At 67.9% G+C, this 15,735-nt stretch carries 15 protein-coding genes; 7 read left to right on the top strand and 8 right to left on the bottom strand.

Annotated features, from left to right (window positions below; all coding sequences use genetic code 11):
- Nucleotides 1-26: 26 nt before the first annotated feature.
- Together ABIE04_RS09730 and ABIE04_RS09735 are read right to left on the bottom strand one after the other, a co-directional pair.
- On the bottom strand, nucleotides 27-1,463 hold the full coding sequence (locus ABIE04_RS09730; RefSeq protein ID WP_354549260.1) for a DUF2867 domain-containing protein: 1,437 nt from the start codon (nucleotides 1,461-1,463) through the stop codon (nucleotides 27-29).
- Nucleotides 1,464-1,494: 31 nt separating this feature from the next.
- Nucleotides 1,495-1,815 carry a metalloregulator ArsR/SmtB family transcription factor gene (locus ABIE04_RS09735; protein ID WP_354549263.1) on the bottom strand — a complete coding sequence of 107 codons (321 nt, stop codon included), beginning with the start codon at nucleotides 1,813-1,815 and terminating at the stop codon, nucleotides 1,495-1,497.
- A gap of 147 nt (nucleotides 1,816-1,962) precedes the next feature.
- On the opposite strand from ABIE04_RS09735, the gene folB reads away from it, so the two are divergent.
- The 3 genes from folB (at nucleotide 1,963) to ABIE04_RS09750 (ending at nucleotide 3,756) form a co-directional block, all read left to right on the top strand.
- Complete coding sequence (gene folB, locus ABIE04_RS09740) at nucleotides 1,963-2,319, top strand: dihydroneopterin aldolase (protein WP_354549266.1); 357 nt, start codon at nucleotides 1,963-1,965, stop codon at nucleotides 2,317-2,319.
- A gap of 11 nt (nucleotides 2,320-2,330) precedes the next feature.
- Nucleotides 2,331-2,819 (top strand): 2-amino-4-hydroxy-6-hydroxymethyldihydropteridine diphosphokinase, encoded by a 489-nt coding sequence (folK, locus tag ABIE04_RS09745; protein ID WP_354549268.1) that lies wholly within the window; start codon nucleotides 2,331-2,333, stop codon nucleotides 2,817-2,819.
- Between the two features lie 76 nt (nucleotides 2,820-2,895).
- Complete coding sequence (locus ABIE04_RS09750) at nucleotides 2,896-3,756, top strand: DUF6159 family protein (RefSeq protein ID WP_354549270.1); 861 nt, start codon at nucleotides 2,896-2,898, stop codon at nucleotides 3,754-3,756.
- A 100-nt stretch (nucleotides 3,757-3,856) separates the two neighbouring features.
- On the opposite strand, the gene ABIE04_RS09755 is transcribed toward ABIE04_RS09750, so the two are convergent.
- Nucleotides 3,857-4,603 carry a pteridine reductase gene (locus tag ABIE04_RS09755; RefSeq protein WP_354549272.1) on the bottom strand — a complete coding sequence of 249 codons (747 nt, stop codon included), beginning with the start codon at nucleotides 4,601-4,603 and terminating at the stop codon, nucleotides 3,857-3,859.
- A gap of 73 nt (nucleotides 4,604-4,676) precedes the next feature.
- Nucleotides 4,677-5,453 carry a hypothetical protein gene (locus ABIE04_RS09760; protein WP_354549274.1) on the bottom strand — a complete coding sequence of 259 codons (777 nt, stop codon included), beginning with the start codon at nucleotides 5,451-5,453 and terminating at the stop codon, nucleotides 4,677-4,679.
- 191 nt (nucleotides 5,454-5,644) lie between these two features.
- On the opposite strand from ABIE04_RS09760, the gene ABIE04_RS09765 reads away from it, so the two are divergent.
- From ABIE04_RS09765 to ABIE04_RS09780, 4 genes are all read left to right on the top strand, one after another.
- Nucleotides 5,645-7,828: a TonB-dependent receptor gene (locus ABIE04_RS09765; protein WP_354549277.1), complete on the top strand. Its 2,184-nt coding sequence runs from the start codon at nucleotides 5,645-5,647 to the stop codon at nucleotides 7,826-7,828.
- A 54-nt stretch (nucleotides 7,829-7,882) separates the two neighbouring features.
- Nucleotides 7,883-8,383, top strand: coding sequence for a DUF2938 domain-containing protein (locus tag ABIE04_RS09770; protein ID WP_354549279.1), 501 nt, complete (start codon nucleotides 7,883-7,885; stop codon nucleotides 8,381-8,383).
- A gap of 118 nt (nucleotides 8,384-8,501) precedes the next feature.
- Entirely contained in the window at nucleotides 8,502-9,695 is a 1,194-nt protein-coding gene (locus tag ABIE04_RS09775) for a class I SAM-dependent methyltransferase (RefSeq protein ID WP_354549281.1), read from the top strand.
- A 74-nt stretch (nucleotides 9,696-9,769) separates the two neighbouring features.
- Entirely contained in the window at nucleotides 9,770-10,114 is a 345-nt protein-coding gene (locus ABIE04_RS09780; protein ID WP_354549283.1) for a VanZ family protein, read from the top strand.
- On the opposite strand, the gene ABIE04_RS09785 is transcribed toward ABIE04_RS09780, so the two are convergent.
- The 4 genes from ABIE04_RS09785 to ABIE04_RS09800 all read right to left on the bottom strand — a co-directional run bounded on the left by ABIE04_RS09785 (nucleotide 10,091) and on the right by ABIE04_RS09800 (nucleotide 15,715).
- Complete coding sequence (locus tag ABIE04_RS09785) at nucleotides 10,091-12,322, bottom strand: LTA synthase family protein (protein WP_354549286.1); 2,232 nt, start codon at nucleotides 12,320-12,322, stop codon at nucleotides 10,091-10,093. The genes ABIE04_RS09780 and ABIE04_RS09785 overlap by 24 nt on opposite strands.
- 69 nt (nucleotides 12,323-12,391) lie before the next feature.
- Nucleotides 12,392-13,627, bottom strand: coding sequence for a multifunctional CCA addition/repair protein (locus ABIE04_RS09790; protein WP_354549288.1), 1,236 nt, complete (start codon nucleotides 13,625-13,627; stop codon nucleotides 12,392-12,394).
- 44 nt (nucleotides 13,628-13,671) lie between these two features.
- Nucleotides 13,672-14,058 (bottom strand): carboxypeptidase regulatory-like domain-containing protein, encoded by a 387-nt coding sequence (locus ABIE04_RS09795; protein WP_354549291.1) that lies wholly within the window; start codon nucleotides 14,056-14,058, stop codon nucleotides 13,672-13,674.
- Between the two features lie 43 nt (nucleotides 14,059-14,101).
- Complete coding sequence (locus ABIE04_RS09800; RefSeq protein WP_354549293.1) at nucleotides 14,102-15,715, bottom strand: tetratricopeptide repeat-containing sulfotransferase family protein; 1,614 nt, start codon at nucleotides 15,713-15,715, stop codon at nucleotides 14,102-14,104.
- Between the last annotated feature and the right edge of the window lie 20 nt (nucleotides 15,716-15,735).

Genomic DNA, 15,735 nt, shown 5'->3' on the forward strand with positions numbered 1-15,735 from the left:
CGGGATCGAGCGTCATCGGGCTCACCTCACCCGCTGTGGCTATATTGGGGAAGCAGGGCGCGACTCGGACTGCGGGCCGCTTCGGTCAGCGGAAACGCATGCTCCGCAGCCATCCGCAGCATCGTTGGCGCGATATAGGCGCGGTGGACGTTGTGGATCGCCGCCATGTAGAAACGACCGAACAGGTTCTTGCAATGGACACGAGTGCCCAGCGTGATTTCCACGCGGTTGCCGTCCCGCACATGTACGCCGACGCAAGAGCGGAAGATCAGATGCTTGTCGTTGACGCCGAGGATGACCTGCGCGCGGCGGTCCTCATGGTCGACACACTGGTCCAGCACCGGGTAGCGCCGATCAAACAGCTTGCTGCCGGGCGGCGACAACAGCGAGGACACCGGGCAGCCAAGCGGCGAGGTGCGCAGGCCGGCCGGCTTTACCAGCAGGTTGCGCAGTGCCATCAGGCGCGAGACGCCGGCGGGCGGGTTGCTCAGAAAGCCGTCCAGCAACCGGCTCAGCAATATCGTGGCGCTGCCGACAGCGTCGCTGGCGTTGAGCGTGAGTCGGAACATGTCCTGGTGCTGGTACGGCTTGCCGTTCAGTTGCTGCGTCAGCAGTGAACCGGTGGGCAGCTCATCGAGCTCGATGACGGCGAGTCGGCCACCGTGCTCGCTGAGAAAGCCGGTCGTGCGTCGCCACGCGGCCCAGGCGCCACGGAGCAGTCCGGCGGCGCAGCGTACCGATTTGCACAGCAGAGCCTGCAGCGTGCCGGGCAGGGCATCCAGCGAAAGATGGGTGGTCGGCACATGCAGATGATCGGCCGGCATGTCGCGCAGCAAGTCGGCGACCGCCGTGGGCAGCAGCACGGTCAGTGCGGGGATACCTGCCGCGTTCGCCAGCACCTGCGCGCGCAATGCGTCGGGCAGATCGCCGCCCAGTTCGTTGGTGTGGCACGACAGCGCGAAGAACGCCGGATGCAGCGATTTTTTTGCCAGCGGCGCGAATTGATGCCAGACATCGCCGCCGAAGCGCACGGTGAACAGGCAGTCCGGCGGAATGTTGATATGGCGCAATGCCCGGATGAAGCTTTCTGGGTCTTGTTCGATCTGCGCCTGCGTGGCGGTGGAGAAACGCAACTGCGTGCCGCCGCTGCCTGAGATTGCGGTGAACACACGATGGCCGGCGTGCCGATGGAACGGATGGCCTTTCGCGCCCACCGCAAACGAATACAGCGAGGTGGCGTCGCCCTTCGATAGATCCGTACCGCCGAGTCGCGCGGACGGCTCGTCCAGGTCGTCGACGAATTCGGCGTGCGTCTTCTGGCGCGCCAACGCGCCGGCAAACAGGTGGTCGCCCGCGCCATGTCCGAGTTGCGCGATCAACGCGACCTCCACCGGCAGGCCGCCTGATGCGGAAGGAATGCGTGTGGACGGAAAGCTGCTGACCCGCTTCGTGTGTGTCGCCATCGAATTCTCCGGTGTCCCTATTCCGTTGGGCTCAAGCCCCCTGCTTTTTCGACGCCAGCTTGCGGGACTCGCGTTTAAGTGGACCGGCTGTCGGGCAGATCTCGAAGGCGAAGCCAGTGAGCGTGTTCACTAGGCTGTCCTTGTTGAGTTTGTAGACGATGAACTGCCCGCGGCGCTCGCTGGTGACGAGCCCGGCGGCATCCAGGACCGACAGGTGCCGCGAAATCGCCGGCGCGCTCATTGCGAAGCGGCTGGCGATCTCGCCGGCGCTCAACTCCTGCGCCGACAGATAGGCCAGAATTTCCCGGCGCGGACGGGAGGCGAGGGCTTCGAAGATACGGTCGGTGGCCATAACTCATTTAACTATTTAAAGTAATAGTTAAATATATACATCTGAAAATCTCGGCCGTCAACTGCCGTTCCATCGATGACTGGATGACTTGCATCCGCGCGCCGGCTCGCGGACCCTGTACGGCTACCGCCTCTCGTGATCGCCGCCATGGATACCGTTTTCATCGAAGATCTGCGCATCGACGCCGTCATCGGCATCTACGACTGGGAGCGCCGGGTGCGGCAGACGCTGTCGTTCGACATCGAGATGGCGTTCGACAACACCGTGCCGGCGGGCAGCGACGACATCGCGCTGACGCTGAACTACAAGGACGTGTCGAAACGCTTGATCGGCTACGTGGAAGCGTCCAGCTTCGGCCTGGTCGAGACGCTGGCCGAGCGCTGCGCGGCGATCATCCGCGAGGAGTTCGGGGTCGGCTGGGTACGCCTGAAACTGTCCAAGCCGGGCGCGGTGCGCGGCGCGAAGGCGGTGGGCGTGTGTATCGAACGCGGCACGCGGCCTTAGAGGCTCTAATGATGGCGCGGGTCTACCTGAGCCTGGGCTCCAACCTCGAACCGCGGCGCCACCTGTCCGCGGCGATCAACGAGTTGCGCGAGCGCTTCGGCGCGATCGCCGTGTCGCCGGCGTATCGCAGCCGCTCGGTGGGTTTCGATGGCGCGGACTTCGTCAACCTGGCGGTGGGCCTGGACACCGAGCTGTCGCCCGAAGCGCTGAACGACTGGCTGCACGCGCTGGAGGACCGCCACGGCCGCCGCCGCGACGTGCCGCGCTATTCGGACCGCACGCTGGACATCGACATCGTGTTCTACGACGCGCTGGTACTCGACGGCCCGGGCCATCTGCAGATTCCGCGCAAGGAGTTGCAGCACGCGTTCGTGCTGCGGCCGATCGCCGACATCGCGCCGGCGTTCCGGCATCCCGTCAGCGGGCTGAGCATGGCCGAGTTGTGGGCGGCGTTTCCGGCGGGGCACGAGCCGCTGCAGGTCGAATCGCTGCCGGACTGAGCGAAGCGCACTGTCGCAGGCGTGCGACGGGTGCTAGAAAGGGCGCACTCACGATCCACGGATGAAGGGGACACGCATGGCCGGTAAGTTTGCACGCAGTTGGGCGTTGTTGAAGGCGAGCGCGGCGGTGTTGCGTTCGGACAAGTCGTTGCTGGTGTTTCCGTTGCTGTCGGGGCTGTGCACGCTGCTGGTGGCGGCGAGTTTCCTGATCCCGGTCGGGGTGATGGTGATCGGCAACCAGCACGCCGGGCAGCAGTTCGAGCAGGGCATGTCCGCGGGTGCCTACCTGCTGATGTTCGGCTTCTACCTGGTGCAGTATTTCGTGATCATCTTTTTCCAGACCGCGCTGACCGGCGTGGCGCTGATGCACCTGCGCGGCGAGCCGACCAGCGTGGGCGCGGGCTTCGCGCTGGCCCGCGCGAAGCTGCCGCAGATCCTCGGCTACGCGCTGATCGCCGCCACCGTCGGCCTGCTGCTGCGGATGATCCAGGAGCGCCTCGGCCTGATCGGACGGTTGGTGGTCGGCTTCATCGGCCTGGCCTGGACCGTGGCCACCTTCCTGGTGGTGCCGATCCTGGCCAGCCAGGACGTGGGCCCGGTCGACGCGGTCAAGCGCAGCGTGGAGCTGCTCAAGCGCAGCTGGGGCGAGAACCTGATCGGCAACGGCGGCATCGGCATGGTGTTCGGCCTCGTGTTCTTTCTCGCAGTGTTACTGATGATGGTTTTGATAGTCGGTGCCGTTGCCACGCATTCGATCGTGGCGGTGGTAGTCGCCGGCGCCATATTGGTGGTCGTGCTTACCCTGCTGGGACTCATTCAGTCCGCCCTGCAAGGCATCTACTCGGCCGCGCTGTACCGCTACGCGGAAGCGGGCGACGCCAGCGTCGGTTTCGACCAGGCGCTGCTGCAGCAGGCTTTCGCGCCGAAGAAGAAATAGCCGGCAGCGCGAATCACGCAACCGCGAAGTCCGAGCGTGCCGTAATACCCTCCCCTGCATGCAGGGGAGGGCAGGGGTGGGGTGAAGCTCTCCGCGAAACTCACACCGACAACGTGCGCCCGCCGTCCACGCGGATGATCTGCCCGGTGACGTACGGCGCATCGCGCAGCAGCCACAGCACCGCGCCGGCGACATCCTCGGGCGTGCCGGCGTGTTGCAGCGGCGTGCGTGCCAGCATCGCCTGCTGGTCGGCGTACGGCTTGCCGTCACTGGGCCACAGCACGGCGCCGGGCGCCACGCCGTTGACGCGGATCTCCGGGCCCAGCTCCAGCGCCAGCGAGCGGGTCATCGCGGCCAGTGCGGCCTTCGCCATGCAGTACAGCGGGTGCTCCGCCAGCGGCCGTTCGGCGTAGATGTCGACCATGTTGACGATGCCGCCGCGCGCTTCGCGCAGCGCCGGGATCGCCGCCTGGCTGAGGAAGAACGGCGCCTGCGCGTTGGAGGCGAACAATGCGTCCCACTGCTGCGGCGTCGCCGTGCCCAGCGGCGTGGGGAAGAACGCCGAGGCGTTGTTGACCAGCGCGTCGAGCCGGCCGAAGTGCGCCAGCAGCTGTTCGATCATCGCCGGCAAGGCGGGCAGGTCGGCCAGTTCGGCCTGCAACAGCAAGGTGCTGCCGCCGCGTTGCCGTTCCAGCTCGTCGGCCAGCGCGCGGGCGTCGTCGGCCGAATGGCGGTAGTGCAGCGCCAGATCGTAGCCGGCCGCGTGCAGGGTGCGCGCGGTTACCGCGCCGACGCGACGGCCGGCGCCGGTGATCAGCGCGACAGGGCGATCATGGCGTGGCGGCATGGGGCGACTCCGGCAAACATCCAGCGGACAGCTTGCCGCAAAGCGGCGGTGGCGTCATCCGCACGCGCCGTGGCTACTCGGCTCTCGGCTTGGGCGGCTTCTTGCTGGCGGCCTTGCGGACGGTGCTGGCCACCTTGCGCGCGGCGCTGGTCACCGCCTTGTCGGCCAGCGTGTCGACGACGCGTCGCGCCGCCCTGGCCCGCGGCTTGGACTCGATGGTCTCGGCGGCGGCTCCGTCGGCATCCTCGTTGATCGTGACTTCGCCTTCGAACATGTCGATCGCGGTGGCGGCGACCTGCCCGGTGTCGTAGTACGCGTAGGCGCCGACACCGAGCGCGCCGATCACCGGCAGCCAGCGCGAGACTCCCTTGCTGAGCGTGCGCTGGGTCAGCTTGACGCCGACCTGTCTCGCCACGCGCTGGGCAACGCCCCAGGACATGCGCCGGAACACCAGCCGGTCACCCATGCGCACCACCAGGTCGCGGAACGCCTGCGCCGCGGTGTGGCGGAACAGGCACCACATCATCTGCTCGCGGCCCAGCGTGGCGTGGCGGCCGTAGGCAGCGGCGATGTCGCTGACCATCTGTGCCTGGATTCTCCAGATCGCGATCAGTTCCGGCAGCAAGGTCAGCCAGCCCAGCGGTCCCGGCGGCAAGGCCAGCGAGCCGGCGGTGAGCGCGGCGCGCTGGGCGGCGCGGTTGGCCAGCCGGCGCGCCTCGCCGGCGGGGTCCTGGCTGTTGCCGACCTTGCTGTCGGGCACCTGGCTGACGAAATTCAGGATCGCCTCGGCGATCCGGCCGTGCTCGACCGGTGCGATGACGGCGGGTACCTGCTGGCTGGACTGGCTCATGCGTGGCTCCGTGGGACGTGTCAGGCGCTGGGCGCGGCATGCGTCCCTGCAGTCTAGAACCGCCGCATGAAGCGGGGATCAACGGTTTCGCCGGCAAGCATGACTTCTGGCGCAGGCGTGGCAGAAAATTTGTCGGTAATGTTATAACATTACACAACAAGCACTCTCCTCCACTCCTGCCGGAACCGTCGATGAAACCTTCCCTGCTCGCCTTGAGCCTGGCCGTTGCACTGGGCACGACCGCCGTCCACGCCACCGACACGACGCCGACGACGAATGCCGCGGCTCCCGCCGTCGCCGCGAACGGGGACGATCCCACCGACGGCGGCAGCCGCAACAAGCAGCCTAAGGTGCAGGACCTGGGCGCGGTTTCGGTCTCGGCCGCGCTGGACCAGGCGCGCAACGCGCTGTCGCCGGATACCGGCAGCAGCCAGTACGTGATCGACCACAAGGCGATCGCGCAATTGCCGCTGGGCGCGTCCACGCCGATGAACCAGGTGCTGCTGCAGGCGCCGGGCGTGGTGCAGGATTCCTACGGCGGCCTGCACGTGCGCGGCGACCATGCGAACCTGCAGTACCGCATCAACGGCGTGATCATCCCCGAGTCGATCGGCGGCTTCGGCCAGAGCCTCGATGCGCGCACGATCGACAACGTGAAGCTGCTCGACGGCGCCCTGCCGGCGCAGTACGGCCTGCGCACGGCGGCGGTGGTCGACATCACCACGAAGAGCGGCCACGACCTGGGCAACGGCGGCAGCGTCGGCATCACCGGCGGCAGCAACGCCACGCTCAATCCGAACGCGTCGGTGTGGGGCAGCAACGATCGCTGGAGCTGGTTCTTCACCGGCAGCTACATGGAGAACGATGCCGGCATCGAGAATCCCACGCCGAGCAAAAAGCCGATCCACGACCACACCAACCAGGTGAAGGGCTTCGGCGACATCAGCTACCTGATCGACAACGACACCCGCCTGAGCTTCCTGTTCGGCGTCGCCAACAACCGCTTCCAGATCCCGAACAACCCGAACCAACAGCCGCAGTTCGGCTATCTGAGTACGGTCGATTTCAACTCCGCTGACCTCGACGAACGCCAGCGCGAGAACACCCGCTTCGGCGTGCTGGCGCTGCAGGGCAAGCTGGGCGCGACCGACTACCAGGTGTCGGTGGGCCAGCGCTACAGCCGCCTCGCCTATGCGCCGGACCGGATCGGCGAGCTGATGTTCAACGGCGTCGCCTCCGACGTCACCCGCAGCAATCGCGCCAGCACCCTGCAGGCCGACTTCGCCATGCCGATGGGTGACCGGCACACGCTGCGCTACGGCATCTACGGCAGCTTCGAGCGCGCGGTCAGCGGCAACGACGCGTGGGTGTTCCCGGCCGACGCCGACGGCAACCAGGCCAGCACCACGCCGATCAACATCCTCGACAACAGCCGCCTCACCGCGAAAACCTGGTCGGCCTACGTGCAGGACGAGTGGAGCATCGGCGACAAGTGGACGCTGAACTACGGCCTGCGCGGCGACCGCTACCAGCTGGCGCGCACCGAAAGCCAGCTGAGCCCGCGCCTTGGCCTGGTCTGGCAGGCCACCGGCAGCACCACCGTGCACGCCGGCTACTCGCGCTACTTCACCCCGCCGGCCACCGAGATGATCGCCAGCTCGAACATCGCCAAGTTCGACGGCACCACCAACGCCGTGGCGGACATGGGCAACAACACGCCGCTGGCCGAGCGCTCGGACTACTTCGATGCCGGCATCTCGCAGAACCTCGGCTCGGCCTGGACCGTCGGCGTGGACGCCTACTACCGCAAGGTGCAACGCCTGCAGGACGAAGGCCAGTTCGGCTCCGCCCTGGTCTACTCCACCTTCAACTACGCCGCGGGCCGGGTGAAGGGCCTGGAGTTCACCGTCAACTACGACCAGGGGCCGCTGTCCGCCTACTTCAACGCGTCGCTCGGCAAGGCGATCGGCAAGCGCATCATCACCAGCCAGTACAACTTCGCGCCCGACGACCTGGCCTACGTCAACAACCACTGGATCTTCCTCGACCACGACCAGAAACTGACGTCGTCCGGCGGCATCAACTACGCCTTGAACGACAGCACCAAGGTCGGCGCCGACTACCTGTTCGGCAGCGGCCTGCGCAAGGATGGCGACGTGCCGAACGGCGCCTCGCTGCCGGCGTACTTCCAGTTGAACCTCAACCTGTCGCACGACTTCGCGTTCGAACGCTTCGGCAAGCTCCACACCCAGCTGGCCGTGCTCAACGTGCTGGACCGCACCTACGAGCTGCGCGACGGCAGCGGCATCGGCGTCGGCGCGCCGCAGTTCGGCCCGCGCCGCGGCGTGTACCTGAGCCTGCAGAAGGACTTCTGATCCCGGCCCGGTCCACCGGGCTTCATCATCATCATGAAGATGAGGTAGCTGTGCATGTCCGAGGGATGGGAGCTGGCCGCACGCGCGGTACTGATCGGTAGCGGCGCCACGCTCGCGACCGACCTCTGGGCACGCCTGCTGAAGTACGCGTTCGGCGTCCCACCGCCGGACTGGCGCATGGTGGGCCGCTGGTTCGGGCACATGCCGGGTGGCCGCTTCGTGCACCGGAGCATGGCCCGGGCCGCGCCGGTGCGCGGCGAACTGGCCATGGGCTGGATCGCCCACTACGCGATCGGCATCGTTTACGCGGCCGTGCTGATCGCCATCGCGGGAGTCGCATGGACACGACAACCGACACTGGTGCCGGCGCTGCTGTTCGGGCTGGCCACGGTGGCCTTTCCGTTCCTGCTGATGCAGCCCTGCATGGGTGCCGGGTTTGCTGCTTCGAACATGCCGGCGCCGAACCGGGCGCGCTTGCGCAGCGTGCTGAACCATGCCGTCTTCGGCGTGGGCCTTTACGCCGCCGCGCTGCTCGTGGCGTGGATGCCCGGCTGAGCTGTCGGCGCCGGCCGCGGCGGCCGCGCGCTGCCGGCGGCCATCGCGCCGATCCCGTCCGGGCCTGGTGGCGAAGGCATCCGCTATGCTTGCCGCGTTCTGATGATCGGCAACCGCCATGCCCTCCCGCCTCCCCGAACCCAGCGCCGACGAGCGCGTCCATTCCGACCGCCTGCTGCAGCTGCTGCGCGAACAGATCGCCTCGCATGGGCCGATGCCGTTCTCGCAGTACATGGAGCGCTGCCTGTACGCGCCGGGGCTGGGCTACTACAGCGCCGGCCGCACCAAGTTCGGCGCGGCCGGCGACTTCGTCACCGCGCCGGAGCTGGGCGGCCTGTTCGCCGGCTGCGTGGTCAACGCGGTGCAGCCGGTGCTGGCGATGCTCGGCGGCGAGGCGGACTTCCTCGAACTGGGCGGCGGCAGCGGCGCGTTCGCCGAGGCCGCACTGAAGGCGCTGGCCGCCAGCGGCACGCTGCCGCGGCGGTACCTGATCCTGGAACCCAGCGCCGACCTGCGCGAGCGCCAGCGCGAACGCCTGCTGGCGCACCTGCCGGCCGAGCTCAACGCCCGCGTGCAATGGCTGGATCGCCCGCCCGAACAGGACTGGCGCGGCGTGCTGTTCGCCAACGAGGTGATCGACGCGCTGCCGGCCACGCGCTTCGCGATGCGCCAGGGCGAGGTCTGCGAGGAGCACGTCGCGCTCGATGGCGAAGGTCGCCTGATGCGCGTCGACCGCCCGGCCGATGCGCTGGTGTCCGCCGCCGTGCGTCATGTCGAGCGCGACCTCGGCGTCGACCTTGTCGATGGCTACCGCTCGGAAATCCTGCCGCAGCTGCCGTATTGGATCCAGGCGGTCGCCGGTTCGCTGCTCGCCGGGCTGATGCTGTTCATCGACTACGGCTACGTGCGCCGCGAGTACTACCTGCCCGAGCGCGACGACGGCACCTTGATGGCGCACTACCGCCACCACGCGCACAACGATCCGCTGTACCTGCCGGGCATGAACGACCTCACCGCCTCGGTCGACTTCACCGCGCTGGCCGAGGCCGGCAACAGCGCCGGCTTCGGCGTGGCCGGCTACCTGCCGCAGGCGCAGTTCCTGATCGGCGCAGGGTTGCAGGACGTGTTCGAGCGCGAGCACGCGGCGATCGCCGACGAGCACGGCCGCTACCGGCTGGCGCAGCAGGCGAAGCGGCTGATGCTGCCCGAGCAGATGGGCGAGCGTTTCCAGGCGATGCTGCTGGCGCGCGGCCTCGATGCGCTGCCGCTGCCGGCCGAGCTGCTCGCCGCCGACCAGGGCGGGCGGCTTTGACCGGGCGCGAAACGGTTCGGACGTCCGAACGGCTGCGCTGGCATCGCGCCTGGGTCGCGCTGGGCGGCGCGATCATGCTCTGGGTCTTGTGGATGGCGCTGAGTCCGGACCCCGGCATCGCGCTGGATTTCCCCTACGGCGACAAGCTGCTGCATGCCACCACCTTCACCTGCCTGATGGGCTGGTGGGGCAATGTCTATCGCGCGCGCCGCGCGCGTGGATGGGCCGCGCTGTGTTGCCTGGCGTTCGGCGTCTTCATCGAGTTCGCGCAGTGGCTGGACCCGCCGCGCGACGCCGATGCGCTGGACGTGCTCGCCGACGGCGCCGGTATCGTCATCGCGCTGCTGCTGCTGCGCACCTCGCTCGCCAGCGTGCTGGCGAGCGTGGAAGCGCGTTCAGTGCGTCGGCGCGGGGGCTGAGCCGGCCGTGGCCGGCAGCGCCGTCGAGCTGGCTGGTGCAGGTGCCGAGCTGGCCGGCGCGGGTGCCGCGGCGGGTTCCGCCGGCAACGGCTCCACCGGCGTCGCATCGGCCGGACGACGTGCCAGCTGGCCGCGCTTGAACAGCTCGCTGGCGACCTGGTAGTAGGCCACCGCCTGGTCGATCTGCTCTTCGTTCTGCGGCACCAGCGGAACCGCGTCGCCGCTGGCGTAGTCCGGCTTCATCTGCTCCAGCTTGCGCTGCGGCTCCAGCACGGTGAGCACGTCGTCGTGTAGGTAACCGAGCTTCTCGTAGGTGGCCGGGAAGGCGCGCTCGCGGCCGGGTTCCAACTGGAACAGGTCGTAGCCGAAGAAGCGCGAGCGGTAGCTGAAATTGAGCAGGCCGAGCAGGGTCGGCGCGATGTCGACCTGGCCCATCAGGCGGTCCACGCGCTGCGGCTGGATGTGCTTCGGCGCGTAGATCCACAGCGGCACGTGGTAGCGGTTCACCGGCACGCTGGTCTTGCCCGCGCTGGAGGCGCAGTGGTCGGCGGTGATCACGAACACGGTGTCGTCGAAATACGACTTCTCCCGCGCGCGCCTGATGAAATCGCCGATCGACCAGTCGGTATATGCCACCGCGCCCTGGCGGGTGCCGTTGGCCTGCTTCACGCGGCCTTCCGGGAAAGTGAACGGCCGGTGGTTGGAGGTGGTCATGATGTGCAGGAAAAAGGGTTTTCCTTCGGCGTGGATCTGGTCCATCTGGCCCAGCGCCAGCGTGTACAGGTCCTCGTCGGCCACGCCCCACACGTTTTCGCTGTGGATCGTGGCGGTCTTCGGGATGTCGCGCCGGTCGACCGCACGATAGCCGTTGTGGCTGAAGAAATAGTTCATGTTGTCGAACTCGCCGTAGCCGCCGTAGACGAAGTCCGACTGGTAGCCGCGGTCGTTGAAGATGCCGGCCAGCGAGAACAGGTTCTCGTTGTTGTGCTCCTTCAGCAGCGAGTCGCCGGGCGTGGGCGGCACCGACAGCGACAGCGCTTCCAGCCCGCGCACGGTGCGCGTGCCGTTCGCGTACAGGTTGTCGAAGAACAGGCTCTGGCCGACCAGCGAATCGAGGTACGGCGTGATGTGGTCCGGGTTGCCGAACGTGCCCAGGTAGTCGCCGGACAGGCTCTCCACGCTGATCAGCACCACGTTGAGCCGCTTCTCCGGACCGACCCGGCGGATCGCGCGGGTGAGGTCGTGCGGGTCGTCGCTGAGGTAGGTCGCGTCCGGCGTCTTCAGCATCGCGCGCACACGGCGGAACGCCTCGTCGTCCGGCAGCGTGCGGTAGAACTTCGCGTAGTCGAGGTGGCTGCTGCGGAACGCGTTGAAGAACTGGTAGATGCCATTGCCGGCCAGCTCGTTGACGTAGTTGTTGCCGGTGCGGTCCTTCATGCCGCCATTCACCGCGGCGACCGAAATGACCGTCAGCACCAGCCACAGCAGCGCCACCTTGCCGCGCTGCCAGAAGCGGCTGCCGTCGTCGCGCACGCGCAGGGCGCGCCGGCCGAGCGCGAACAGCACCAGCGCGACCACCGCCAGCAGGGCCAGCCAGCGGCCGATCGGATAGGACTCGCGGATATTGCCGATCACCTCGTTGGTGTAGACGAGGTAGTCCACCGCGATGAAGTTGAAGCGCACGCTGAACTCGTTCCAGAACACCAGCTCGGACGCCGCCACGAACAGCAGTCCGTACAGCAGCACCAGCGCCAGCCCGTACAGCACCCACTGGCCGGTGCGCGAGACATAGGCGAAGCCCGGCAGCGGCAGCGCCAGCAGGAACAGCAGCACCAGCGGCCAGGTCATGCCCAGGTGGGCGCGGTAGTGCAGGTACAGCACGCCCAGGCACAGCGCGTACAGCAGCGCCAGCGCGATCACGTAGAGCAGCCACTGGCCCAGCCCGGACACCGCGGCGCGCCGCGTCGGCACCAGCCACAGGAACAGCACCAGCGGCCACGCCACGTAGATGTAGGTGACCAGGTCGTAGCCCAGCCCCACGCCGAACGCGTACAGCAGGTTCAGCGGCGTGTGCGGCACCTCGCCGCCGGACATCACCAGCAGCACCACGCGGGTGGCGAACGAGATCGCCAGGTAGGTGATCGCCAGCCACAGCAGCGGACGGAACCGCTGGCGCAGGGGAGAGGTCGGGGTGAATGCGCTCGACACGGGCAACTCCAGCAAGAAGTGATCGGATGCCCGCGACGGGCGGCGGTCATCCGGGCTTTATACCGCGGATCAGCTTGGCGAAGGATTAGTTTTCAAAGCGGCGATGGCGTGCACCCGCGCCGTTTCCATCGCCTGGCCGATCGCCGGGCCGGCCAGGCCACGGGCGACGAAGTCGGCGGACTCGACCGCGGCGGCGGCGGCGCGTGCCGCGCGCAGGTAATCCGCCTGCGGATAAGCGTCGTGCTCGTGGCCGCGCCGGCCGCGCTTGTCCGCCTCGCAGGCCGCGAGGAAAAGCTCCAGCCGCGCCGGCCGGCGCAAGGCATCCAGTGCGCCCAGCAGCTTCAGCACGGTGGCCGGCTTCAGCTCGAACGCGCGGTGTGCGTTCAGGTGCTCGCGGCAGACCAGTTCGGCCAGCGCCGCGTGTTCGGTCGGCACCTTCAGCCGCGCCGCCAGCGCGCGCAATGGCGCTACCCCGCGATGCTCGTGACCCACGTGACGCGGCAATTCATCGGCGGGAGTCAGCGCCTTGCCGAGGTCGTGGGTCAGTGCGCAGAAGCCCACCACGTCGTTGCCCGGCGCCAGCTGCGCCGCTGCGTCCAGCACCATTTCCACGTGCACGCCGGTGTCGATCTCCGGGTGGAACTCCGCGCGCTGCGGCACGCCGTACAGCGCGTCGATTTCGGGAAACAGCACGGCCAGCGCGCCGCACTCGCGCAGCACGCGCAGGAAGGCCGACGGCTGCGGCTCGGCCAGCGCCTTGCGCGTTTCCGCCCACACGCGTTCCGGCACCAGGTGGTCGACCTCGCCGTCGGCCACCATCCGCCGCATCAGCGCCATCGTCTCGTCGGCCACCGTGAAACCCAGCGGCGCGAAGCGCGCGGCGAAGCGCGCCACCCGCAGCACCCGCACCGGGTCCTCGACGAACGCCGGCGATACGTGGCGCAACACGCGCGCCTCGATATCGCGCACGCCGCCGAACGGGTCGGTCAGCGCGCCGTGCTCGTCCTCGGCGATGGCGTTGATGGTGAGGTCGCGGCGGGCCAGGTCCTGCTCCAGCGTGATCGTCGGATCGGCCTGGAACACGAAGCCGTGGTAGCCGCGCCCGCTCTTGCGCTCGGTGCGCGCCAGCGCGTACTCCTCGCCGGTCGCGGGGTGCAGGAACACCGGGAAATCCTTGCCCACCGGCTTGTAGCCCTGCGCCAGCAGCTCCTCCGGCAACGCGCCGACCACCACGTGGTCGTGGTCGACCACCGGGCGGTTCAACAGTTTGTCGCGGACCGCGCCGCCGACCAGATAGATGTGCATGCGGGGATTCTGCCACGCGGTTGCCACCATTTCGTCACCGAGGTCTACCGCATCCCGGAATCGCAGACGATGGCCACGCGGGCGATCTGGTTGGCATGGACCGTGGCTTCGACCGCTTCGCAACGCGGCCACGCGGCGTTCCGGACATCCACCCGGACCTCGTACGTGCCGGCCGGCACGACCAGCGTGAACTGTCCCTGTTCGTCGGTAGTCGCGCGCGCCACGACGCTTCCGCGGGCGTCGCGCAGCTGCACCGCCGCTCCTCGATAGGGGGCCGCGCCCGGCTCGCCGGCCCGCTGCGGCCCGGGGCCGGCGGGCGACATGCGCACCGTCCCGCTCACTCCGGTGACAGGGCTCGCGCCCATGCAGGCCCAGGCCAGCACGGCGAGCGCCCCGCGGCCCAGTACGCATGCGCGGATTTCGTGTCCCATGAGCTCGACTCCGGCCGGTTCGACTCGACTTCCTTCCTCCCTTTTACCTTTCCCCTTCACCGATTGCGCGGAGCCTCGCGCGCAGCGGATCGAGCTTTTCGCCGTAGCGCGCGCTGCGCGCGGTATCCCGCCGCAAAGGTTGTCGAACCTGGGCCGCGCTGATGGTGAGCACGGGGCGGGACGACTGATGGAAGGCAAGGCAGGCGGGATCGAATGGAAGCCCGCAGAAGCTCAGCAGACGACGGATCTGCGCCTCGGGGTCGGTTTGCAGTGCTTCGTACTCGTGATCGAAGTACTGCTGCGGGAATCGCTGCCGCCAGAGCCTGCTCAAGCGCGCATAGCCGGCGTAGTAATCCGCAATGTCGTCCAGGTCGTAGCTGTAGTGGACGGACTGGTTGCCGAACAGCTGGCGATACCAGGCGAAACAGGTTTCCAACGGATCCCGGCGTGAATTCACCACGTGGGCGCCCGGCAACATCGCCAGTGCGGCGCCCACGAACGCCCAGTTGTCCACGTTCTTGTCGGTGAAACGCAGGTGATGCTGCTGCCAGCGTCGGGTGCGGGTCAGGTATTCGTTACCCAGCCGTTGCCAGTCCTGGGCGGTTGCCGCCGGGACCCATTGCGGAAATGGCTGTCCGCGACGGGCGGATTCCTCGTTGAGGAGTTGCGGCAGAGTCAGGATTTCATCGGCACCCTCGACCTGCGGATGCGAGGCGAGAATCTGCTCGGTCAGCGTGGAACCGGAACGCGGCAGGCACACGACGAAGATGACCTCCTTGCCCAGGGTGGCGTCCAGCGGTGCGGGCAAGGGATGCGCGAAGGCCTTCGCGATGGCGTCCACGCGGGCGTGTTCCTCGTGGCGATCCCAGTAGAGGTTGCGTCGCTTCAGGGCATTGGCTTCGCTCAGGACATCGAACGCCGCCGCATAGTCGCCCTGGTCCTCCATCGCCTGGGCGAGGGTGAATCCGAGCAGCAGGCGCGAGTCGTCCGATATGTCGGGCCGGCCAAGCTCGCTTTGCAGCTGCATGATGTCGTTCTTGCTGAAGGGTTCGACCTTCAAGTTGGCCAGGGCAAACCATGCTGTCGCGCAGTCGGGTCGTTGCCGCAAGGTCTCGCGGTTCATCGCCACGGCAGCGGACGTGTCACCCAGGCTGGACAGTACGGTCGCCAGGGCATTGCGTGCCGGGATATAGCCCGGCTCCATGGTCACCGCCCGCTGCAGGGCAGCGCGCGCCGCTTCCAGGCGGGCGGAAAACTGGAGCCCCTTGCCGTAGTTGAACCAGGTCGAGGCCGACGCGGGAGCCAGCTCGCAGGCGCGTTGCAGGTATGCCAGGCCCGCATCGGTCTCGCCGGTTTCGATCAGGGCGCTGCCAAGATTCATGTTGAGCGTGGAATCGTCCGGGCAGGTGGCGAGCGCGCGTTGCAGATGGTCGATGGCTTTTGGCTGGTTGTTGCCCATCAGGGCGGCGATCCCCATCAGTCGGTGGGCTTCCGTGCAGTCCGGCGCCAGCGCCAGCGCCTTGGCCAGCAACGGTTCGGCGAACTCAACCTGGCCGCGGCCCAGTGCCCTGCTCGCTTCCGCGAGCAGTTGGGCGGTTGCCGGTGGCAGGTCGACGGCGTGTCTTTGCATGGGTGGAAGGGCTGGGCCTGTTGTCATGATCAACGGTTCCTGGACGA

It is taken from the genome of Rhodanobacter soli (genome assembly GCF_040548735.1).
Lineage (GTDB): Bacteria > Pseudomonadota > Gammaproteobacteria > Xanthomonadales > Rhodanobacteraceae > Rhodanobacter > Rhodanobacter soli_A.